This window comes from Streptacidiphilus cavernicola (assembly GCF_042510955.1).
Classification (GTDB): Bacteria; Actinomycetota; Actinomycetes; order Streptomycetales; family Streptomycetaceae; genus Streptacidiphilus; species Streptacidiphilus cavernicola.
In genome coordinates this window covers 274,875-294,258 of record NZ_JBHFAB010000003.1, presented here as the reverse complement: position 1 = coordinate 294,258, position 19,384 = coordinate 274,875, and the positions used below count along the sequence as shown (strand labels likewise).

Genomic DNA, 19,384 nt, shown 5'->3' with positions numbered 1-19,384 from the left:
CGGTGGCGATGGTTCCGCCTGGCGGAGAGCCGCCGCGAGCCGTGCAGGGAAGCCGCCGCGAGCGGCACCCCTGCCGGTGGTCCCGCCTGGCCGACCGCTAGCCGACCGCGCTGAGGAAGTCGTCCAGCACCGCCGCGCCGAAGCGCAGCGCGTCCGCCGGGACCCGCTCGTCCACGCCGTGGAACAGCCCCTGGAAGTCGTAGCCGGGCGGCAGCCGCAACGGGGAGAAGCCGTAGCCGAGAATGCCGAGCTCGGAGAACTGCTTGGCGTCGGTCCCCCCGGTCATCGAGAACGGCACCACCGCCGCGCCCGGGTCGTGCGCCAGGACCGCCTCCCGCATCGCGGCGAAGACCGGCGCGTCGACCGGCGCGGTGAGCGCGCTGGAGCGGTGCTGGTACTCCCAGTCGACGTCCGGGCCGGTCAGCTCGTCCAGGACAGCCTCGAACTCGGCGGCCAGGCCCTCCCCCGGCAGGGTGCGGCCGTCGACCGCTCCGACGGCCAGTCCGGGAATCACATTGGTCTTGTAACCCGCTTGCAGCATCGTCGGGTTGGCGCTGTTGCGGAGGGTCCCGGCAACCAGCTTCGCCGCCGCCGGGTCGAGCCGCGCCACATAGGCGTCCACGTCGAACCCGGGGTCGTCGACCTCCTCGCCGCTCAGCGGCACGCCGGTGGCCGCGCCGAGCGCGAGCAGCGACGCCCGCACGGTCGGGGTGATCCGCACCGGCCAGCGGTGCTCACCGATCCGGGCCATCGCGGCGGAGAGCCTGGTCACCGCGTTGGCCGGGTTGGGCTTGGAGCCGTGCCCGGCCGTGCCGTGCGCGGTCAGCCGCAGCCAGCCGGTGCCGCGCTCGCCCGCGCCGACCGGGTAGAGCCGCTGCCCGGTGGCGGTGTGGACGGTGTACGCACCGGACTCGCCGATGGCCTCGGTGCAGCCCTCGAACAGATCGGCGTGGTTGCGGACCAGCCAGTCGGCGCCCGCTTCGGCGCTGTCCTCCTCGTCGGCGGTGAAGCAGAGCACCACGTCCCGGCGCGGACCGCGGCCCTCGCGCCCCCAGGCGCGGGCGACCGCGAGCATCATCGCGTCCATGCCCTTCATGTCGACGGCGCCGCGCCCCCACACCACGCCGTCGCGGATCTCCCCGCTGAAGGGGTGCACGGTCCAGTCGGACGCCTCGGCCGGGACCACGTCCAGGTGTCCGTGCACCAGCAGCGCGGGCAGACCGGGCTCACTGCCGCGGATCCGGGTGACCACGTTGGCCCGGCCCGGCGCGGACTCCAGCACCAGCGGCGAGAGCCCCGCCTCGGCCAGCCGCTCGGCGGCGTACTCGGCGGCGGGGCGCTCCTTGCAGTCGCCGCCGCCGCGGTTGGTGGTGTCGATCCGGATCAGCTCGGAGGTGAACCGGATCGCCTCGTCGCCCCGCAGCGCCCCGCCGTCGACTTCCTTATCCACCGCAGTACCCCTCACATCCGCACGTCCGCCGTCCCGGCGCGGTCCAGCACCCGATCATGCCCCACCCGGCCCACCCGCCCGCAACCCACCGGACGGTCGGGCCGTCCCGGCCGGCGATAGGATCAGTCACCTCATGACTGCCACCCTCGTCGCCAAAGACCTCGCCGCCGGCCACGGCGAACGCATCCTGTTCTCCGCCCTGGACCTGGTCGTCGCCCCCGGCGACGTGATCGGGTTGGTGGGCGTCAACGGTGCGGGCAAGTCCACCCTGCTGCGCCTGCTGGCCGGCCTGGACACGCCCGAGTCGGGCTCCCTGCGGCTCAGCCCGCCCACCGCGACCGTCGGCCACCTCCCGCAGGAGCCGGAGCGCCGTCCCGGCGAGTCGGTCCGTGCCTTCCTGGGCCGCCGCACCGGCGTCAGCGCCGCTCAGGCCGAGCTGGACGCGGCCACCCAGGGTCTGGTCGACGAGACCCCCGGCGCCGACGACGCCTACTCCACCGCCCTGGAGCGCTGGCTCGACCTCGGCGGCGCGGACCTGGACGAACGCGCCGAGGAGGTCGCCGCCGACCTCGGTCTGACGGTCGGTCTCGACCTGCCGATGACCGCCCTGTCCGGCGGTCAGGCCGCCCGCGCCGGCCTGGCCTCGCTCCTGCTCAGCCGCTACGACGTGTTCCTGCTGGACGAGCCCACCAACGACCTGGACCTGGACGGCCTGGACCGGCTGGAGTCCTTCGTCGGCGGCCTGCGCGCCGGAACCGTGCTGATCAGCCATGACCGCGAGTTCCTGACCCGCACGGTGACCCGGGTGCTGGAACTGGACCTGGCCCAGCAGCAGGTGAACCACTTCGGCGGCGGCTACGCCTCCTACCTGGAGGAGCGCGAGCGGGCCCGCCGGCACGCCCGCGACGAGTACGAGGAGTACGCGGACACCGTCTCCTCGCTGGAGGCCCGCGCCCGGACCCAGCGCTCCTGGATGGAGAAGGGCGTCAAGAACGCCCGCCGCAAGGCCCCGGACAACGACAAGCACGGCAAGGCGTTCCGGACCGAGTCGACCGAGAAGCAGGCGGCCAAGGCCCGGCAGACGCAGCGGTTGATCGAGCGCCTCGACGTGGTGGACGAGCCGCGCAAGGAGTGGGAGCTGCGGATGGAGATCGCCGCCGCGCCGCGCTCCGGCGCGGTGGTGGCGACCCTCAACGGCGCGAAGGTCCAGCTCGGCGACTTCTCCTTCGGCCCGGTGGACCTGCAGATCGACTGGGCCGACCGGGTCGCGATCACCGGCGCCAACGGCTCCGGCAAGTCGACGCTGCTGGCCGCCCTGCTGGGACGGCTGCCACTGGACGCGGGGCAGTCCTCGCTCGGCCCCGGCGTCGTGGTCGGCGAGGTGGACCAGGCACGCGGGCTGTTCCTCGGCGAGCAGCCGCTGCTGGAGGCCTTCGGCGAGGCCGTGCCCGACCTGCCGCCGGCCGACGCGCGGACGCTGCTGGCCAAGTTCGGCCTGCGCGCCGCGCATGTGCTGCGCCCGGCGGCAACCCTCTCCCCCGGCGAGCGCACCCGCGCGGCACTGGCACTGCTCCAGGGCCGCGGGGTGAACCTGCTGGTGCTGGACGAGCCGACGAACCATCTGGACCTGGCCGCCATCGAGCAATTGGAATCCGCGCTGGCCTCCTACACCGGGACGCTGCTGCTGGTCACCCACGACCGGCGGATGCTGGACGCGGTGGAGACCAACCGCCGGATCGCCGTCGACAGCGGACAGGTCAGCGTGAGCTGACCCGTCCGCCCGTCCGCCGCTCCGTGCCCGATAGTTGACGCTCCGTCACCCCTGCTTCGGCGGAACGTACTTGTAGCCGACCCGGCGGACCGTGACGATCCCGGCACGGTAGCGCAAGCCCAACTTGCGGCGCAGCCGCGCTACATGGACGTCCACGGTGCGGCCGTCGCCGATGTGGCCGTATCCCCACACGGCGGTGACCAGGTGGTCGCGGGTGTGCACCCGGTGCGGGTTGGCGGTGAGATGGGCCAGCAACTCGAACTCCAGGTAGGTGAGTTCCAGCAGCTCACCGTCCACTCGCGCGGTGCGCCGCTCCCGGTCGAGCTGAATCCCGCCAGCGGCGGACGCGGGCGCGGGCAGGGACGCGGGCAGGGACGCGGGCGCAGACGCCGTCCCGGTCACCGATCGCAGTGACGGCGGCTGCGGCGACGCGACCGCAGCAGTCGGCCCGGCCGGAACCAGCACCAGGTAACCGACCATGGGCACGCCACTCCGGCCCACCTCGGAGCCCAACTCAGCACCCAGCTCGACGCCCAACCCGGCGCCCAGTTCAGCAACCCACTCGGCAGGCAGCCCAGCGGGCACCCCGCCGCCCCCGGCGGCCTGCGGCCAGCGGGTGACGACAGCCCCCTCCGGCAGCCGCAGCACCCTCTCGGCGCCGGTAGTGGGCAGCAGGGACAGCGGAGGCGTCGGGCGGACCGGGCCGGGCAGGACCGAGGTCACGGTTCGGAGGTGCGGGGTGGCCAACTGGGAGACATTCGACATGACAGGACTCGCTTTCGCGCAGGCAGGAAGGAAACGGGCGACAGGTGCGGTCGTCTGCGCGCGAGAAAGGTCGACGTGATGGCGGGAGCCGGGCTGAAGGCTGTGGTCAGCCGCCCGTGCGAACCCCGCGGACCTGCGCGCCAGGACAGCGGCAACAGGTCTCGTCGAAGTGGAACGGCTGCCGGGACGGCCAGAACGGTTCGAGGTCGAGGTCTCGACGCCTCGTCCCCGCGCTCCGGACCGCGTCAGCGGCAGCAGTCATCTCCATGGCCCCATTCAAGCAGACCCGCTCCCGCCTGGACACCACCGCCCCCGACCTGTGGTCTGTCCTTTGCCTTCCCTTCTTTCTGACGGTCTGTTAGATACTTGGTGCGGACGACCCACCAGGTGCCCTCCGCCCCACCCCGCGAGGAGCCGCCCCGTGACCCAAGCCCAGGTTCCCGACGTCGCGTCCCCAGATCCCGAGCCGCCGACGGCCCGACTGGAGGGCGCCTCCCGCCTCCGGATCTTCACCGTCATCGGCATCGTCGTCCTCTTCGCCGAGATCGCCGCGCTGCAGTACACGATGGTCGCCTCGGCCGCGCGCGACATCGCCCCGTCCTTCCCCGGCGTGGGCGCCAACATCAGCTGGATGGTCATCATCTTCGGCCTGGTCGGCGCGGCGACCACACCGATCTTCGGCAAGATGTCCGACCTCTGGGGCAAGCGGCGGATGATGCTGATCTCCGGGGCGTCCTTCGCGGTCGGCACCCTGATCTGCGCGCTCACCTCCTCCTGGACCCTGTTCCTGGTCGGCCGGGCCCTGGAAGCGGTCGCGATCAGCGCGCCCACCGTGGCGTACGGGCTGTTCCGCGACATCCTGCCGCGCCGCTACATCCCCGCCTCGATCGGCGTGATCGCCACCGGACTCGGCATGTCGGCGCTGGTCGCGCCGCTGCTGGGCGGGTGGCTGCTGGACCACTACTCCTGGCGCTCGCTGTTCTGGTTCCTGCTGATCTTCGTCGCCGTGGTCGTCCCGCTGCTGGTGCTGCTGGTCCCGGAGACGCCGCTGCGGACCCACCAGCGGCTGGACCTGGCCGGGGCGCTGACCCTGGCCACCGGTGTCGGCTTCGTGCTGATCTACCTCTCCAACGGCGCGACCTGGGGCTGGGGCCGTCCGACCGCCTGGGGCTGGGCGGCCGGGGGCGTGGCGCTGCTGCTGGTGTTCATCGCGGTCGAGCACCGCACCAGCCAGCCGATCATGGACCTGCAGCTGCTGTTCTCGCCCAAGGTGACCATGGTGCTGCTGGCGGCGATGCTCGGCAGCATCGTGATCGGGGTCCAGGGCTACTCCATCCCCTACATGCTGCAGACGCCGAGCCACGCCCAGCTCACCCATCTGATCACCAGTCAGGTGGTGGCCGAGTCCCACGGCCAACTCCCGGCGTCGATGGTGCCGATGGTGCACATCGGCTTCACCGGCCTGATGGCGTACGGGCTCGGGGCGACCCTGCTCGGGTACGGCCTGCACTCGGCGGTGTTCTCCGGCGGCACCGGGATGCTGGCCGGCGGGGCCGCGGGCGAGTGGGCCCGCAAGGTGGGTCCGCGCTACCCGCTGATCGTGGCGATGGCCACCTTCACCGTCTCCACCCTCCTCTACGCCTTCTACGCGCACTCGGCGTGGCAGTACGCGGTGATCGCGGTGGTCTTCGGGCTGGGCTTCGGCTCCTTCTACGCCGCCGCGCCGAACCTGATCGTCGAGGCCGTTCCCGCGCGGCAGCAGGGCATCAGCGCCGGGATGCTGGGCGTGGTCAACAGCCTCGCCACCTCCATCGGCACCGCCGCGCTGACCGCGTTCCTGGCCGCGAACCCGGCGCAGTTCAAGGTCACCATCCCCGGTGTATCCGCCTCCCTGACCGGCGGATACCACCCGATTCCGGGCCTCTACACCGACAACGGCTACCGGAACGGGCTGCTGTTCGCGGCGGGCGCCGGACTGGTCGGCCTGGTGGTGGCCGTCCTGATGCGCCACGGCCGCCGTCCCGCGACCGGCGGCGAGGCCAGCGGCTGACCGGCCGACCGGCCGACCACGTGCTGACCTGTCGTCAACTCCGGTGCGTCCCGCTCATCCCAGCCGGATCAGGCTCCCCTGCGGGTCTATCCGGTCCGCACCCTCGTCGTCGAACCACAGCCCGCCGGTGGCGAGGTACCGGAAACGGTGCTCCCCCGGCGGGAAGGTCAGCGTGACCGTCCTGGTGCCGTTGCGCCGCCGCACCAGCTCGGCCACGCCCGGCTGCCAGCCGTTGAAGTCACCCACCACACTCACCGTGCCCTCCGGCCGCTCGTCGGCCAGCCGGAACGTCACCCTGGTCCGTCCACCGAACAGACGGGTACGAGTCAGCAATTGCGTTCACTCCCCTCCGCTGCGTCCCCACGCCGCTCGACGGCGTGGCGCCCGCTCCCAGCATGGCCGAAGATCCACCCCGGACGGAAGGGACCCCCGGCGCTTCACGCCCATTGGCGGACTCCGGCCACGGCGGCGCGGGGCCGAGCGGGGGCTCCGGCTACGCTCCGGTCATGGCCACTCCCGCTGCTGCTGCCTTCTACCTGCCCCTGGACACCGCCTCCGGTCCCGACCCCGGCCCCGGCTCCCCGTCCGACCGCTTCGCCACCACCCGCTTCGCGGCAACCGCGCTGACCCGCGGTCCGTGGAGCCCCGACGCCCAGCACGCCGGTCCCCCGGCCGCCCTGCTCGGACGCGCCGTGGAGCAGCACGCGGCACGGACCCGTCCCGGCGCCCGGGTGGTCCGGACCACCTTCGAGGTGCTGCGCCCGGTCCCGATCGCCGAGGTCACCGTCAGCGTCCGAGACGCCGAGTCCGGCCGCAACGTCGGCCGGGTCGAGGCCGAACTCCGGGGCCCGGACCAGCGGGTGGCCATGCGCGCGACCGCGCTGCTGATGCGCGCCGAGGACGCCGCCGCGCCCGAGGTCGACCTGCCCCGGGCGGTCCCCGGACCGGAGGAGTGCCCGGAGGGCAGCTTCCCGGTGCGCTGGGACGAGGGCTACCACACCGCCGTCGAGGTGCGGTTCGCCTCCGGCTCCTTCACCGAACGCGGCCCGGCCGCCTGCTGGTTCCGGATCCGGTACCCGCTGGTCGACGGAGAGGAGACCTCCGGCCTGTGCCGCACCCTGATCGCCGCCGACTCCGGCAACGGCATCTCCGGCGAGCTCGAGATGTCCCAGTACCGTTACACCAACGCCGATCTGACGCTCCATCTGCGCCGCGCGCCGGTCGGCGACTGGGTCGGCCTGCAGTCCAGGACCACCCTGGACCAGGCCGGGATCGGCCTCGCCGACAGCCTGGTCATGGACGAGAAGTCCATGATCGGCCGCGCCGCACAGACCCTCTTCGTCACCCCCGCAGCCGATGACCGCCGATGACCTGACGCCGCCCCGGATCGTCGCCTTCCCCGAGTCCGAGGCCCCGGAACACCTGCGGCTCCAGGCCCTGGACCTGCAGGAACAAGCCTGGCCCAGCGCGCCGGCACCCGCACCCGCCGCCACACCTCCCACCTCACCCGCGCCTCCCGCCGCACCCGCACCCGCACCCGCCTACGACCCCCGCCACGACCCGGCACTCCGCCCGCTCTCCCTCTTCCTCCTGGCCGAGGACGGACGCACCGTCCTCGCCTCGCTGGACGTCCTGTCCAAACAGCTCGACCACGCCGGACGGCGCTACGCCGCGTCCGGGCTCAGCCGTGTGGTCTCCTCCCCGGCCCACCGGGGCCGGGGCCACGGCCGCCGACTGGTCGCCGCCGCCCTCGACACCGTCCGCCGCGGCGGCGCCGACCTCGGCCTGTTCACCTGCGACCGCCCGCTCCGCGGCTTCTACGAGGGCGCCGGCTGGCAGTTCCTCCCCGGCGCGGTCCTGGTCGGCGGCACCGCGGAGGAGCCCTTCCCCAGCGACCGTCCGGGCTTCGACAAGGTCACCATGGCCGCCTTCCTCACCCCGCACGCCCGCGTCCACGCCGCCGACTTCCGGCACACCCGGATCGCACTGCACCCGGGCCCGGTCGACCGGCTCTGGTGACCCCCCACCGGGACCGGAGCGCGATCCGCCAGAATGGGCGGACGTCCGTCTCCGATCCAGCAGGGAACCATGACTACGCTCACCGTCACCACGGCCAACGTCAACGGCCTGCGCGCCGCCACCGGCAAGGGCTACGTCGAGTGGCTGGCCGCTACCGAGGCCGACGTGGTCTGCCTGCAGGAGGTCCGGGCCGAACCGGACCAGCTCGCCGACCACGTCCGCGCCCCCGAGGGCTGGCACACGCTGTGGGCGCCGAGCAGCGCCAAGGGACGCGCGGGCGTCGCGGTGCTCTCCCGCACCGAGCCGGAGGCCCGGCGGATCGGCTTCGGCTCCACCGAGTTCGACGCCACCGGGCGCTACGCAGAGATCGACCTGCCCGGCGTCACCGTCGCCAGCCTCTACCTCCCCTCCGGTGAGGCGGGCACCCCGCGGCAGGAGGAGAAGGAGCGGTTCCAGGCGGAGTTCCTGGACCACCTCAAGGTCCTCCGCAAGCGCGCCGCCGACGACGGCCGCGAGGTCGTGGTCTGCGGCGACTGGAACATCGCGCACCACGAGGCGGACCTCAAGAACTGGAAGACCAACCAGAAGAGCTCCGGCTTCCTCCCGGAGGAGCGCGCCTGGCTCACCCGCGTCCTGGACGAGGCCGGCTACGTCGACGTGGTCCGCCGCCTGCACCCGGAGGTCGCCGGACCGTACTCCTGGTGGTCCTACCGCGGCCGCGCCTTCGACAACGACGCGGGCTGGCGGATCGACTACCTGATGTCGAGCCCGGGACTCGCGGAGAGGTGCGTCGAAGCCCACGTCGAGCGGGCCTCCACACACGCCGAGCGCTGGTCCGACCACGCCCCGGTCACCGCGGTCTTCGAGCTCGGGTGACGTGACCGCGGGAGCGAGCAGCCGGGCACGGTCGACAGCCACCCCTCATGGTCGGCCTCACCCCCGCCGAACTCGAAGCCCTCGACAACCTCGACACCGGTACCCGCGGCGGCCCCGAGCCCGACGCCATCACCCTGGAAGCCTTCGGCCGCGACATCCCCGAAGCGTGACCCCACCCCCCGGGCGCGGAGAACCCCGGTGACGCGGCGCGGGACAACCCCTTCGGCTTCGGCGCCTAGCGGACCAGGGTGAAGCGGTCCACCACCGTCCCGTCCTCGGTGAGTGCGCGGACCGTCAGCCGGGGCGGGCGGCCCGGTCCCGCTGGGGTGGCGTCGACGGCGACCAGGCAGTAGCCGGTGTAGCGGACCCGGGACCAGTGCACCTGGACGGTGGCGTTGTCGCCGTCCGGGTCGCAGACGACCATCGGCACCGGCGCGTCGTTCGGGGTCTCGTGGCCCAGGTAGCTGTCGGAGGCCGGGAAGGAGTAGATCCCGCCCCCGCCGCCGCCCGCGACCAGGTAGGTGGTGCCGTCCTTCGCGGCGCTGACGGTGCCCCCGGCCGGGGCCTCGCGGGTGGGCTTCCCGGCCCGGATCGGGTCGGTGCGCTCGTAGATGTGGTTGTGGCCGTTGAGCACCAGGTCCACGTGGTACGTGTCGAACAGCGGGGTCCAGTGCTGCTGCGCGCCGAGCTCGGCCCCGTTGTCGTGGCAGGTGGAGTAGGCGCACTGGTGGAAGTAGACCACCACGAAGTCGATGCCGGGGTCCGCCCGGAAGGCGGCCAACCGGTGCTCCAGCCAGCGCTGCTGGCGCCCCTGGGTGCGGTCCAGGTTGGCCGGGGTGTTGTAGCAGATGTCGTTGCCGTCGAGGCTGATCAGGCCGACGTTCTGGTAGCGCCAGGAGTAGATGCCGGTGGACGGCGTGCCGGCCGATTCCCAGGCGTTGTCGGGCATGGTGAAGCGGGCCCGCACGCCGCCGTAGCGGTCCTCCGAGTACCAGGCCTCCATCTCGTGGTTGCCGATCGCCATCATCCACGGGATCTGCGAGGCGACCGGCTCGTTCTGGACGAAGAAGGAGTCCCAGAGCCGGGCGTCGTAGGAGTCGGTGAGGTCGCCGCCGCCGTCGCTGTTGGCGTACGAGAGGTCGCCCATGTGCACATGGAAGGCCGGGACCAGACCCTCGATCAGGGTGCTGGTGGCGACGGCGTTGTAGCCGACGCCCTGGTCGCCGAAGGCGGTGAAGGTGAAGCCGGAACCGTGTCCCGGCGACGGCGCGGTGCGGAAGCTCGCCACCTCGCCGAGCCGGGTCCGGCCTCCGGCCGGGTCGTAGCCCTGGTGGCCGACCACGTAGTAGTACGTGGTGTCCGGCAGCAGGTGGTCGAGCACCGCGTGCAGGTAGTACTGGGTCACCGTCCTCGGCTTGACCAGCGGTTCGTCCTCCACCGGCTGCTGCCAGGAGAGTTGGCTGACCAGCGGGCGCACCTCGGCGCGGATACGGGCGCCGAAGTCCCCCGGGCGGGTGCCGAGCCGGACGAACGGGTCGCGGACCGCGGCCGGCACCTGCCAGGAGACCACCACCTGCCGGGACGGGTCGGCGCCGTAGCCGAGGTGCCGTCCGAACGGGCGCAGTGCGGACCCGGACGTGCTGTCGCCGCGGCCGAGCGGGGCGGCGCCGGAGCGGGTCGGGGCGGTCAGGGCAGCCGCGTAGGCCGGGGCCGGGAGCAGCGCGCCCCCGGCGACGAGGGCCGCGCCACCGGCCGCACCGAGCCGCAGGAGGTCGCGCCGGGTGCCGGCGGTGATGCCTGAATTGCTCTCTGGGGTCTCGAACATGAGCAGGAGTTAAGTACAATTACCAGGAATATGGCAAGGGCTTCGGAGTCATTGACAGGACGTCTTCGCAGCGGGTAAAACATCTCTCAGCGGCTTGGCGCGGAAGTTCAGAACTGGACGCGCTCAGGTGTTTCTGTCCCGGCCGCCTGCGGCCCTATGCCGCTTGTGGCCTGCGGCCTGCCTGCTCGCCTGCTCGCCTGCCTGTCGCAATGACGACTGCCCGTCCGTCCCGCAGGGGATACCTGTGACGCACCCGCACTTCCCTGTGCGCCCCGGCATGCCCTGGCGATACGTCAGCTCGCCGTCCACAAATATCAACCGTTCACGAACTTATGCAGCTCCACGTACGCCCGCGGTTGCCGATCGGGGACGTCGGCTCCCCGTCCGCGGCAGCCGTCCGGTGGCGGGGGACGCCGCCCCGATTCGCCACCGTTCGATTCGGCCTGCGATCATCTGCTTCCGAGGTCGCTCCCGGATCTCGCTCCGCCAACTCCCCCGAGGGTCCTGTGTCGAACCGCCGCCGTCCCAAGTCCGCGCGCCGCCGCTACGGTGTGATCTCCCTCGCCGTGACCGTCGCCCTCGGCGGCGGAGTGGCCGTGGCGCTGGCCGCGACCTCGGGCAGCTCCGGCGACGGCCAACGGACCGTCAGCGACACAGCGCCGCTGGGCCCGAGCGGCACACCGGCCGCCAGCGCCACCGGGAGCGCCAAGGCCTCCGCCGGCGGCAGCCCGACCGCGACCGGCACTGCGACCGGCACGGCCGGCGCCACGACCACGGCCGGCGCGAAGGCCACGGCCTCCGCCTCGGGCAGCGCCGGGGCGAAAGCGGGCAAGGCCGCGTCCGGCGGCACCCCGGCCAAGAGCGTCCCGCTGCCGGGGCACGCACCCGCGGTGTTCACCGGCCGGGCCTTCGACACCTGCACCGCGCCCACCCTCGCCACCATGACCGCCTGGCGCAAGAGCTCCCCGTACGGGGCCGCGGCTGTCTACGTCGGCGGCCGGAACCGCGGCTGCGCACAGCCCCAGCTCACCAACTCCTGGGTGCACTCGGTCAGTTCGGCTGGCTGGAAGCTGATACCGCTGTATGTCGGGGCCCAGCCGCCGTGCCAGACCGGCGGCAACCCGGAACGGATCACCGCCGCCGACGCCGACTCGCTCGGCGCCACCGACGGTGCCGACGCCGCGAGCCGGGCCGCCGCCCTGGGCATGCGCGCGGGCAGCACCCTCTATCTGGACATGGAGGCATACGACACCAGCAACACGGCCTGTGTGGCCGCGGTGCAGAGCTACGTCCAGGCGTGGGACCGGGCAGCCCACGGGAAGGGCTACTGGGCCGGGTTCTACGGCTTCAGCCAGAGCAGCGCCGCCGCCGTGGCCAGCGCGAAGTCCGCTGGGCGGCCGGACCTGCCGGACGCCTTCTGGTACGCGCGCTACGACGGCAACGCCGACACCACCACCGGGTTCCCCTACTCCAGCAGCCTGTGGACCGGCCACCGCCGCGGCCACCAGTACGCGGTGAACCTGAAGGAGACCTTCGGCGGGGCCGCCCTCACCGTTGACCACGACGCCTGGGACGGCCCGGTCGCGATCGTCGGCTAGCGGGCGGGCCCCACTCCTGACGGGCGGGGGCCCTCCGACTCCTGACGGGCGGGGGCCTCCGACTCCTAACGGGGGTGCACCTCCAGGAAGGTGCGGACGCCGGATTCCAGAGCGCCCTCGATCCAGGCGGGCTTGAGGCTGGTGTGCTCACCGGCGAAGTGGACCCGCCCCTCGACGGTACGGGCGGCGGCATGCAGCTCGTGGAGTTGGCCGGGCGTGAAGACGACGGCCTCGCCGAGCGCGTAGCGGGCCCGCGCCCAGGACTGGGTGGCGCCGGTGCCGGTGAACTCCCGGCGGACCACCGGACCGAACATCCGCTCAAGGTCGTTGAGTGCGAAGGCGTAGCGCTCGCCGTCGGTCAGCGAGTCCCAGCGGGTCGCGTCGTCGGACCAGGTGTAGGCGGCGAGCACCACGCCGCCCTTGGAGCCGTCGGGCGCGTGCGAGGGGAAGTAGGTGAAGCGGCTGGGACTGTCGGACACGCAGCCGCCGCCGGTGAAGCCGGTGGCGCCCTTCTCCCAGAACCGGGTCTTGAACTCCAGCAGGACCTTGGTGGCCGAGTCGTAGTGCAGTTCGGTCACGGCGCGGCGCTTGGGGTAGGACATCGCCGGTTCGACGTCGCAGAAGCGCAGGGCGGAGAAGGGGATGGCGACGATGGCGTAGTCGCCGGTGAAGGTCTCCACCGGGTTGACCGGCGCGCCGTCGCAGGAGGTCTCGCTGCCGGTCTCGGCGGTGGTCTCGACCGTGACCCCGTGCGCGGTCTGCACCAGCCGGGTCATCCTGCGGCCCAGCCGGATGTCGTTGCGCAGCGGGGCGGCGAGGGCGGTGGTCAGGGTGTCGGTGCCGCCCTCCAGTTCCCAGTAGCGGCCGGTGGGGGTGATCGCAGCGCGGTCCATCAGGGTGGGGATCAGCGAGTAGTGCAGGCGGGAGGTGAGGTTCTCGATGGTGCCCGCGGCCTGGATCCGGGCCAGGTCCCAGCCGGCCTCCTCGACCAGGAAGCGGTGGGTGGAGTAGCCGTCGTACTGCTCCAGGATCGCCTCCCATGCGCTGAGCTTGTCGTTGATGCTGCCGGACGCCGCCACGGTGACCTTCGCCAGGGCCTTGTCCACGGCCGCCGTGGTGGTGACGGTGTCCTCGGTGTCGCCGAAGGACCTGTTGACCTTCGTGGGGGCGGCGGCGTAGGCGGCGCGGCTGGTCGTCGCACCGTTGACCAGGATGCGGGTGCGGTTGGTGGCGGCGGGGGCCTTGAAGCTGCCGTCGTCGGTGCCGTTGCTCCACAGCTCGCCGGTGAACGCCTGGTAGGTCACCGGCGGCACCGTGCCGGTGGGGTTCGCGCCGGGGGCGACGTCGGTGTTGTAGAACAGGCGCCGGTTGAGCTTCAGCTTGTCGGCCAGGGCCAGCACCAGCGGGTGGAAGTCGGGCAGCCGCATCGCGCCCGCTTCGGCGTGCAGCGCCTTGTCGGCGAAGACGCCGCGGAAGGTCTTGACCCGGCCGCCGATCCGGTTGCCGTTGGCCTCGATGACGACGACCTGGTGCCCGGCGGCCTTCAGCAGCGTCGCCGCGGTGAGGCCGGCCGCACCGGCCCCGATCACCAGGACCTTCTTCGCCGGGCCGCGCGGCGGCAGCTTCCCGTCGATCAGGACGCGCAGGTACTCCAGCTTCAGGTCCTCGCCGTGGTCGCCGACGAGCAGCAGTTTGCGGGCGAGGTCCGCGCTGGCGCCCGGGGTGGCACCACCCGGCGCGGACGCCGGGGCCAGGGCGGGGGCGACGCCCGGGGCCGCACCGGGGGCGGCGTCGGGTGCGCGTCGGGGTGGGGCGAGGGCCGTGGTCGCGGCCACGGTGGTGACGGCCGCCGCGGAGCCGATGAAGGCCCGTCGGCGCATGGGTGACGGATCGTCAGCGGCCTCGGTCTGGTTCGGATTCGGATTCGGGGCGAATCGCGGGGGGTGGTTCGAGTCGGTCGTCATGGCAGCAGCCCTCTCCACGCGGCGCGGTCAGGCCGTGCCGGGCGACGGGTGAGGGCCCGTCAGCCGAGGCACGTCCTGGCAGGAGCCCCAGACGTGCCCCCGAACGGGAAGCTAGAGGCCGTGACCGATCGTCAGCAAACGAACGACCATCACGTCACCCGTTTGGCGGTGCACCGCCCCACACCACGCGCCGCACCCGAAACCCCTGTGCGCCCACCCGAACACGCCACCGCCGCCCCACCCACCGCACCGCTTCGCGGTGGCCGACCCGCGACGGACAACGGAAAAGGGGCGGGCCCGTCCATGACGGCCCGCCCCTCGTCTCCCGGTCAGCAGGTTGCGCTATCCCGCCACCGAGGGTTCGGGGACGCGCTCCGGCACGTCCTCGGTCGGAACGGGCAGCGGCGACGGGGCGACCCGCAGCGCCCGGGCGGCCCAGCCGGGCAGATACCAGTTCCAGCGGCCGAGCAGCGAGACCAAGGCCGGGACCAGCAGCGCGCGCACCACCGTGGCGTCCAGCAGGATGCCGATCGCCAGAGCGGAGCCGAAGATCTTCAGCATCGTCTCCGAGCTGGAGCTGAGCGCCGCGAAGGAGCCGAAGAGGATCAGCGCCGCGCAGGTGACCAGGCGGCCGGTGCGGCCGATCCCCTGCACCACCGCGGTGGTGGTGGAACCGGACTTGTCGTACTCCTCGCGCATCCGGGACAGGATGAAGACCTCGTAGTCCATCGAGAGGCCGTACAGGAACGCGAACACCATCAGCGGGACCCAGGACGTGATCGCGTGGGTGGCCGGGACCCCGAAGATCACCTGCGAGCCGTGGCCGTCCTGCCAGAGCAGCCGCAGCACGCCGTAGACCGCGCCCACCGAGAGGACGTTGAGCAGGAAGGCCTTCACCGCCAGCACGATCGAGCGGAACGCCCGGGTCAGCAGCACGATGGTGACCAGCCCGATAAGGGTGAGCATCAGCGGCAGGTTGCCGTAGACGGCGCTGATCATGTCGACGTCGGTGGCGCCGCTGCCGCCGGTCATCGCGGCCGGGGCCGCCTGCTCGGTGGCGGTGCGGACGTGGCGCAGGATGCTCTGGCCGGTGGGCCCGGTGGTCTCGGTGCCGGGGATCACCACGACCATGGCCGTGCTGTCGTGCTGCCAGCCGGCGCCGGTCGGGGAGATCGCGGTGAGGACGCCGCCGGTGTGCTCGGCGGCGGCGGTGACCGCGGCGGCGGAGTCCTTGGGCGCGAGGACCTCGATCGGGGTCAGCACGCCGGTGGAGAAGCCGGAGTGCTCCAGGGTGACCAGGCCCGCACGGGCCGGTCCGGCGTTGGCCAGGCTGTCCGCGCCCGGCTCGCCGATCTTCAGGCCGAACGCGGCGACGAACAGGAAGCCGAGGACGGCCAGCGAGACCAGGGCCGCGATCCAGCGGCGCTTGACGATGAAGCCCGCCCAGCGGGTCCAACCGCGTGAGGCGGTGGACTCCTGACGCAGCTTCGGCCAGTCCAGGCGCTTGCCCACGCCGAGCAGCAGGGCCGGCAGCAGGGTCAGCGAGACCAGCACGCTGACCAGCGGGATGGTCATCCCGCCGAGCGCGATGGAGCGCAGGAACGGAACCGGCAGGACCAGCATCGACGCCAGTCCGATGGCAACGGTGACGCCGCTGAACGCGACCGCGCTGCCGGCGTGCTTCAGCGACTCGCGCACCGCGGTCTCGTTGTCGTGGCCGTGCGCGATCTCCTCGCGCCAGCGGGTGACCACCAGCAGGGAGTAGTCGATGGCGACGCCCAGGCCGATGACGCCGACCAGGAACTGCACGATGGAGCTGACGTCGGTCAGGTAGGTCAGGCCCAGGATCGCCAGGAACGAGGAGGTCACCGAGACCGCGGCGACCAGCAGCGGCAGCAGGGCGAGCAACGAGCCGAAGACGAACAGCAGCACGGCCAGTGCGCCCAGGCCGGACAGCAGGGCCTCGGTCAGCACGCCGCTGCCGCTGCTGGTGGTGCCGGCGGTGGCCAGCGGGTCCATGCCGGTGAGCTGGACCACGGAGCCGGCCGGCAGCGCCGCCTTGAGGTCGGCGACGGTGGTGGCGCTCTGGGCGGCGATGTCGTTGTCGTTGAAGCCGTTGGTGGCGAACGGCGGACGGAAGACCAGTCCGTAGCTGGTGCGGCCGTCGGCCGAGACGAAGTGCCGGTCGCCGGTGTTCGCGTAGGAGGCGACGCGGACGCCCTTGATCGTGGCCACGGAGTCGAAGCCTCGGGTCAGCGCCGCCTTGGCGGCCGGGTCGTCCACGGTGGTGCCGGGTGGCAGGGTCACCACCGGCACCAGGGGCGCGACCGAGGCGCCGTTGCCGTACTGGGCGACGATCTGCTGATTGGCCTTGAATCCCGGTTGTCCGGGCAGGGAGAACTCGTTGGACAGGTGCTTGTTGATCCCGCCGGTGGCGGCGATGCCGCACACCAGGGCGACCAGCCAGAGGGCAGCCACCCATCGGCGGCGAGCGATGACGAACTCGGACAATGTGTTCATAGCGCTTGTTCCTACCCGTAGCCGGCAGTGCCGTGGTGGAGGTCGCGTACAGAGCAAGCCGCACAGGCTTTCTGGGCTAGAACTGCCTGGGCCTCAGGACGCTGTCCGAGCGGAGTCCGCACCGGTCATCGAGGTCGTCCAGTACCGCGGACAGGCCCACGGTGAGCATCTTGGTGCGGACGCCGCCGAGGATCCGGGACATGAACAGGCCTCCGACGCCGGTGAATCCGGTGTGGTCGTAGCGGAAGCGCGACCCGCCGCCCTGCTCGCCCCGTTCACCCTGTTCAACCAGGTCGACGGGGTCGAGTTCGACGTGAGCACGAAGAAGGAGCTCCGCGCGCGAGAAGGCAACCCTGTACACCGATGCGGCCGGGGCACGGCTCGGCCCGGTCGTGCACATCCAGGACGTGGACTCCGACCAGTTGCAGAACAGTTACCACGGCCACGGCCAGGGCGGCGGCGCAGGAGGCGAGGGCGACCTGAGCCCCGGCAAGACCACCGTCTCGGCGGGTGTCCTCGTCGGCTTCTCGATCATCAACGGCTGACCCGAGTCGTGGACCGCTGTACCCGGCCGCGGCTCGCGCTCACCCCCCAAACGTGACGTCCGTCACAGCGCAGGGTGCGTGAGCCGTGGCCCCGTGCTGTCTCCCCGGGCCGGGGTGCTAGGTGTGACGTGCACGGATGTGTTCACCTGTCGGACGGTGCGGTGACTGATGGTGCGGGGGCGCGTTCGCGCGGTGAAAATTCACTCGGCTGACCGTGCGCGATTCAGGTGTTCGAGGCGATTTGCTGGTGCCGAGCCGGGCGACGGCGGGGCCGACCGCGGAGTGCGGCAAGCGGCGGCCTCGTCGCCTCGCCCGCCCCACGCCCGGACCCCGTGCGACCCGCGCGACCCCGCCCGAACCCCCGACCGAACCCCCGACCGAATCGAGTGCGATGAACCACCCTCAGTTCCGCTCGCTGCGCCCACCCACGAAGCAGCCCTGCACGGGCCCGCGCCGGGAGGCAGCGTGAGCGACGATCACTCCCCCTTCGACGGGATGGGCCTGGAGCCCGAGGAGCAGGCCGGGCTGCGTGACTGGTTCTCCGCCGTGGAGCCCCCGTTGGCGCTCTCCCTGGACTGCGAGGCCTACATCGTCACGCACTTCAGCAACTTCACGGTCTTCGCCTGGCAGGTGCTGGACGACTACGAGCACGCCCGCCGGGTCGCGCTGACCGTCCTGATCGAGATAGCCGCCGACTGGGACGCCTTCATCCTCGGCCCCGACATCGCCGCCAGCGGCTTGACCCGGCTGGTCGAAGAGGTGGTGATCGAGGCCCACAGCGTCGGCCGGTCCCGTGCCCTGGACGCCCTCGCCGACGAGGCCCGCGGCCTGCTGCGCGGGATGCGCCAGGCACTGGAGGCACCCGACGCCGACACCGAGGTCGGCCTCTACCAGACCCTGCGCCTGCTGCCGGCACGGCAGTTCGACATCCTCATGCTCAAGGCCCACAACCGGTCAACGGTGTTCATCGCCTGGTTCCTGAAGACCCATCCCGCCACCGTCGACCGGAACTACAACCGCGCCAAGGCCTACGTCGGCGGCGAGATGCGGTTACGCAACCTGCTGAAGACCCCTCAGGACACCGCACCCGCCAGGAAACGACGCCACACCGGAGCTACCCCGTGACCCGACTCTCCGCCAAGGACCAAGCCGCCGAACACCTCCGCGCCTACGCCGCGCGCACCCGCACCGTCAACCAGCTGGCCGACGTCGACCTCCCGGCCGCCCTGAGCGAGATCTCGCACCGGGTACGGCAGTTGCGCGCCCGCCGGGCCCAGGCCGCCGGTCAGCACCGCAACGCGACCCGGGCCCGGCTGGACGAGGCCGCCCGCAACACCCTGGCCACCCCCGGCGCCCTGACCGTCCTGATCCGCTTCGTCGACGAGCAGGAGCTCCCCGGCCGCCGCCCGCTCCGCAGCGTCGCCCCCGGCCCGGACCCGGATCTGCAGATCGAGGGCGCGCTCCTCTTCGGCTGCCTGCTGCATCTCTCCACCCACCCGATCAGCGCGGTCTTCTGGTGGAAGATCGCGGCCGGGGCCGGCAACCAGACCGCGGCCATCTGCCTCTACCTCCAGCACGTCCTGCGCGGCGAGAACCGCGAGGCGTTCTGGTGGCTGAACCAGGCCATCGCCGTCGAGCGGGCCACCCACCCGGCCACGGCCATGCCCCCCAGCCTGCCGGAGATCGACATCTGGCCCGAGATCCTGCCGCGACTGCTGCCGGCCCACCGGCCCACCGCCACCACGCCGATCCTGCGGGCCGACTTCACCCCCGCCCTGGACCGCCTGGTGGTCCGCCCCGACCCCAATCCCGACCCGTACGACCTGGACCTCGACATCGACGTGGACATCGACGGCATCGCCGGTCGTCCCGGCCCCAGCTTCGGCCCGAGCCTGGAAGCGCTCACCTGACCGCGGCCCCGCCGCCGAGCCGCTGATGTCACGTCGGCGTTTCTCTGCTGCAGGGGTAGCGGCGGGCCGCGCGGCCAGGTGAGGATGAGCG

17 protein-coding genes are annotated in these 19,384 nt (G+C 72.4%); 10 read left to right on the top strand and 7 right to left on the bottom strand.

The annotated features are described in order from the left end of the window. Window positions 1–97 precede the first annotated feature (97 nt). A complete protein-coding gene (locus tag ACEZDE_RS05730) occupies window positions 98–1,450 on the bottom strand; it encodes a M20/M25/M40 family metallo-hydrolase (protein WP_380533090.1) in 1,353 nt (450 codons plus the stop codon). Between the two features lie 133 nt (window positions 1,451–1,583). Here ACEZDE_RS05730 and ACEZDE_RS05725 point away from each other — a divergent pair, with 133 nt between their 5' ends. Continuing rightward, window positions 1,584–3,221: an ABC-F family ATP-binding cassette domain-containing protein gene (locus ACEZDE_RS05725; RefSeq protein ID WP_380533087.1), complete on the top strand. Its 1,638-nt coding sequence runs from the start codon at window positions 1,584–1,586 to the stop codon at window positions 3,219–3,221. Between the two features lie 45 nt (window positions 3,222–3,266). On the opposite strand, the gene ACEZDE_RS05720 is transcribed toward ACEZDE_RS05725, so the two are convergent. After that, entirely contained in the window at window positions 3,267–3,986 is a 720-nt protein-coding gene (locus ACEZDE_RS05720; RefSeq protein ID WP_380533084.1) for a winged helix-turn-helix domain-containing protein, read from the bottom strand. A gap of 421 nt (window positions 3,987–4,407) precedes the next feature. Between ACEZDE_RS05720 and ACEZDE_RS05715 the strand changes: the two genes are divergently transcribed. Further along, window positions 4,408–6,036: an MFS transporter gene (locus ACEZDE_RS05715; protein ID WP_380533081.1), complete on the top strand. Its 1,629-nt coding sequence runs from the start codon at window positions 4,408–4,410 to the stop codon at window positions 6,034–6,036. Window positions 6,037–6,090: 54 nt separating this feature from the next. Here the strand turns inward: ACEZDE_RS05715 and ACEZDE_RS05710 are convergent, their stop codons facing one another. Then, window positions 6,091–6,330, bottom strand: a complete 240-nt coding sequence (locus tag ACEZDE_RS05710) for an isoamylase early set domain-containing protein (protein WP_380533078.1) — start codon at window positions 6,328–6,330, stop codon at window positions 6,091–6,093. 212 nt (window positions 6,331–6,542) lie between these two features. Here ACEZDE_RS05710 and ACEZDE_RS05705 point away from each other — a divergent pair, with 212 nt between their 5' ends. From ACEZDE_RS05705 to ACEZDE_RS05690, 4 genes are all read left to right on the top strand, one after another. Then, window positions 6,543–7,406, top strand: coding sequence for a thioesterase family protein (locus ACEZDE_RS05705; RefSeq protein WP_380533076.1), 864 nt, complete (start codon window positions 6,543–6,545; stop codon window positions 7,404–7,406). Next, a complete protein-coding gene (locus ACEZDE_RS05700; protein WP_380533073.1) occupies window positions 7,393–8,055 on the top strand; it encodes a GNAT family N-acetyltransferase in 663 nt (220 codons plus the stop codon). Before ACEZDE_RS05705 ends, ACEZDE_RS05700 begins: the two co-directional genes overlap by 14 nt. A 69-nt stretch (window positions 8,056–8,124) precedes the next feature. After that, window positions 8,125–8,931, top strand: coding sequence for an exodeoxyribonuclease III (locus ACEZDE_RS05695; protein ID WP_380533070.1), 807 nt, complete (start codon window positions 8,125–8,127; stop codon window positions 8,929–8,931). 47 nt (window positions 8,932–8,978) lie between these two features. After that, the gene (locus tag ACEZDE_RS05690) at window positions 8,979–9,101 is read left to right on the top strand and encodes a hypothetical protein (protein WP_380533067.1); all 123 of its coding nucleotides are present in this window, start codon (window positions 8,979–8,981) and stop codon (window positions 9,099–9,101) included. A 65-nt stretch (window positions 9,102–9,166) separates the two neighbouring features. On the opposite strand, the gene ACEZDE_RS05685 is transcribed toward ACEZDE_RS05690, so the two are convergent. Then, the gene (locus tag ACEZDE_RS05685; protein ID WP_380533064.1) at window positions 9,167–10,756 is read right to left on the bottom strand and encodes a purple acid phosphatase family protein; all 1,590 of its coding nucleotides are present in this window, start codon (window positions 10,754–10,756) and stop codon (window positions 9,167–9,169) included. A gap of 506 nt (window positions 10,757–11,262) precedes the next feature. On the opposite strand from ACEZDE_RS05685, the gene ACEZDE_RS05680 reads away from it, so the two are divergent. After that, window positions 11,263–12,354 carry a glycoside hydrolase domain-containing protein gene (locus ACEZDE_RS05680; RefSeq protein ID WP_380533061.1) on the top strand — a complete coding sequence of 364 codons (1,092 nt, stop codon included), beginning with the start codon at window positions 11,263–11,265 and terminating at the stop codon, window positions 12,352–12,354. Window positions 12,355–12,419: 65 nt separating this feature from the next. Here ACEZDE_RS05680 and ACEZDE_RS05675 read toward each other — a convergent pair whose 3' ends face one another. The 3 genes from ACEZDE_RS05675 to ACEZDE_RS05665 form a co-directional block, all read right to left on the bottom strand. Continuing rightward, window positions 12,420–14,234 (bottom strand): flavin monoamine oxidase family protein, encoded by a 1,815-nt coding sequence (locus ACEZDE_RS05675; protein ID WP_380533058.1) that lies wholly within the window; start codon window positions 14,232–14,234, stop codon window positions 12,420–12,422. 426 nt (window positions 14,235–14,660) lie between these two features. Further along, window positions 14,661–16,838 carry an MMPL family transporter gene (locus ACEZDE_RS05670; protein WP_380533055.1) on the bottom strand — a complete coding sequence of 726 codons (2,178 nt, stop codon included), beginning with the start codon at window positions 16,836–16,838 and terminating at the stop codon, window positions 14,661–14,663. A gap of 76 nt (window positions 16,839–16,914) precedes the next feature. Next, window positions 16,915–17,238: a hypothetical protein gene (locus tag ACEZDE_RS05665; RefSeq protein WP_380533052.1), complete on the bottom strand. Its 324-nt coding sequence runs from the start codon at window positions 17,236–17,238 to the stop codon at window positions 16,915–16,917. Between ACEZDE_RS05665 and ACEZDE_RS05660 the strand changes: the two genes are divergently transcribed. From ACEZDE_RS05660 to ACEZDE_RS05650, 3 genes are all read left to right on the top strand, one after another. Then, window positions 17,231–17,383 carry a hypothetical protein gene (locus ACEZDE_RS05660; protein ID WP_380533049.1) on the top strand — a complete coding sequence of 51 codons (153 nt, stop codon included), beginning with the start codon at window positions 17,231–17,233 and terminating at the stop codon, window positions 17,381–17,383. The two genes, ACEZDE_RS05665 and ACEZDE_RS05660, sit on opposite strands and share 8 nt — an antisense overlap. A 465-nt stretch (window positions 17,384–17,848) precedes the next feature. Beyond that, a complete protein-coding gene (locus ACEZDE_RS05655) occupies window positions 17,849–18,508 on the top strand; it encodes a hypothetical protein (protein WP_380533046.1) in 660 nt (219 codons plus the stop codon). After that, on the top strand, window positions 18,505–19,293 hold the full coding sequence (locus ACEZDE_RS05650) for a hypothetical protein (protein WP_380533043.1): 789 nt from the start codon (window positions 18,505–18,507) through the stop codon (window positions 19,291–19,293). The genes ACEZDE_RS05655 and ACEZDE_RS05650 overlap by 4 nt, the downstream gene beginning before the upstream one ends. The last annotated feature ends 91 nt before the right edge of the window (window positions 19,294–19,384 follow it).

Excerpts from the sequence above, each read along its gene's own strand:
- ACEZDE_RS05700 (WP_380533073.1), top strand. The coding sequence starts at position 7,393 with ATGACCGCCGATGACCTGACGCCGCCCCGGATCGTCGCCTTCCCCGAG.
- ACEZDE_RS05675 (WP_380533058.1), bottom strand. The coding sequence starts at position 14,234 with ATGCGCCGACGGGCCTTCATCGGCTCCGCGGCGGCCGTCACCACCGTG.
- ACEZDE_RS05725 (WP_380533087.1), top strand. The coding sequence starts at position 1,584 with ATGACTGCCACCCTCGTCGCCAAAGACCTCGCCGCCGGCCACGGCGAA.
- ACEZDE_RS05720 (WP_380533084.1), bottom strand. The coding sequence starts at position 3,986 with ATGTCGAATGTCTCCCAGTTGGCCACCCCGCACCTCCGAACCGTGACC.
- ACEZDE_RS05670 (WP_380533055.1), bottom strand. The coding sequence starts at position 16,838 with ATGAACACATTGTCCGAGTTCGTCATCGCTCGCCGCCGATGGGTGGCT.
- ACEZDE_RS05705 (WP_380533076.1), top strand. The coding sequence starts at position 6,543 with ATGGCCACTCCCGCTGCTGCTGCCTTCTACCTGCCCCTGGACACCGCC.
- ACEZDE_RS05665 (WP_380533052.1), bottom strand. The coding sequence starts at position 17,238 with ATGTGCACGACCGGGCCGAGCCGTGCCCCGGCCGCATCGGTGTACAGG.
- ACEZDE_RS05695 (WP_380533070.1), top strand. The coding sequence starts at position 8,125 with ATGACTACGCTCACCGTCACCACGGCCAACGTCAACGGCCTGCGCGCC.
- ACEZDE_RS05685 (WP_380533064.1), bottom strand. The coding sequence starts at position 10,756 with ATGTTCGAGACCCCAGAGAGCAATTCAGGCATCACCGCCGGCACCCGG.
- ACEZDE_RS05690 (WP_380533067.1), top strand. The coding sequence starts at position 8,979 with ATGGTCGGCCTCACCCCCGCCGAACTCGAAGCCCTCGACAACCTCGAC.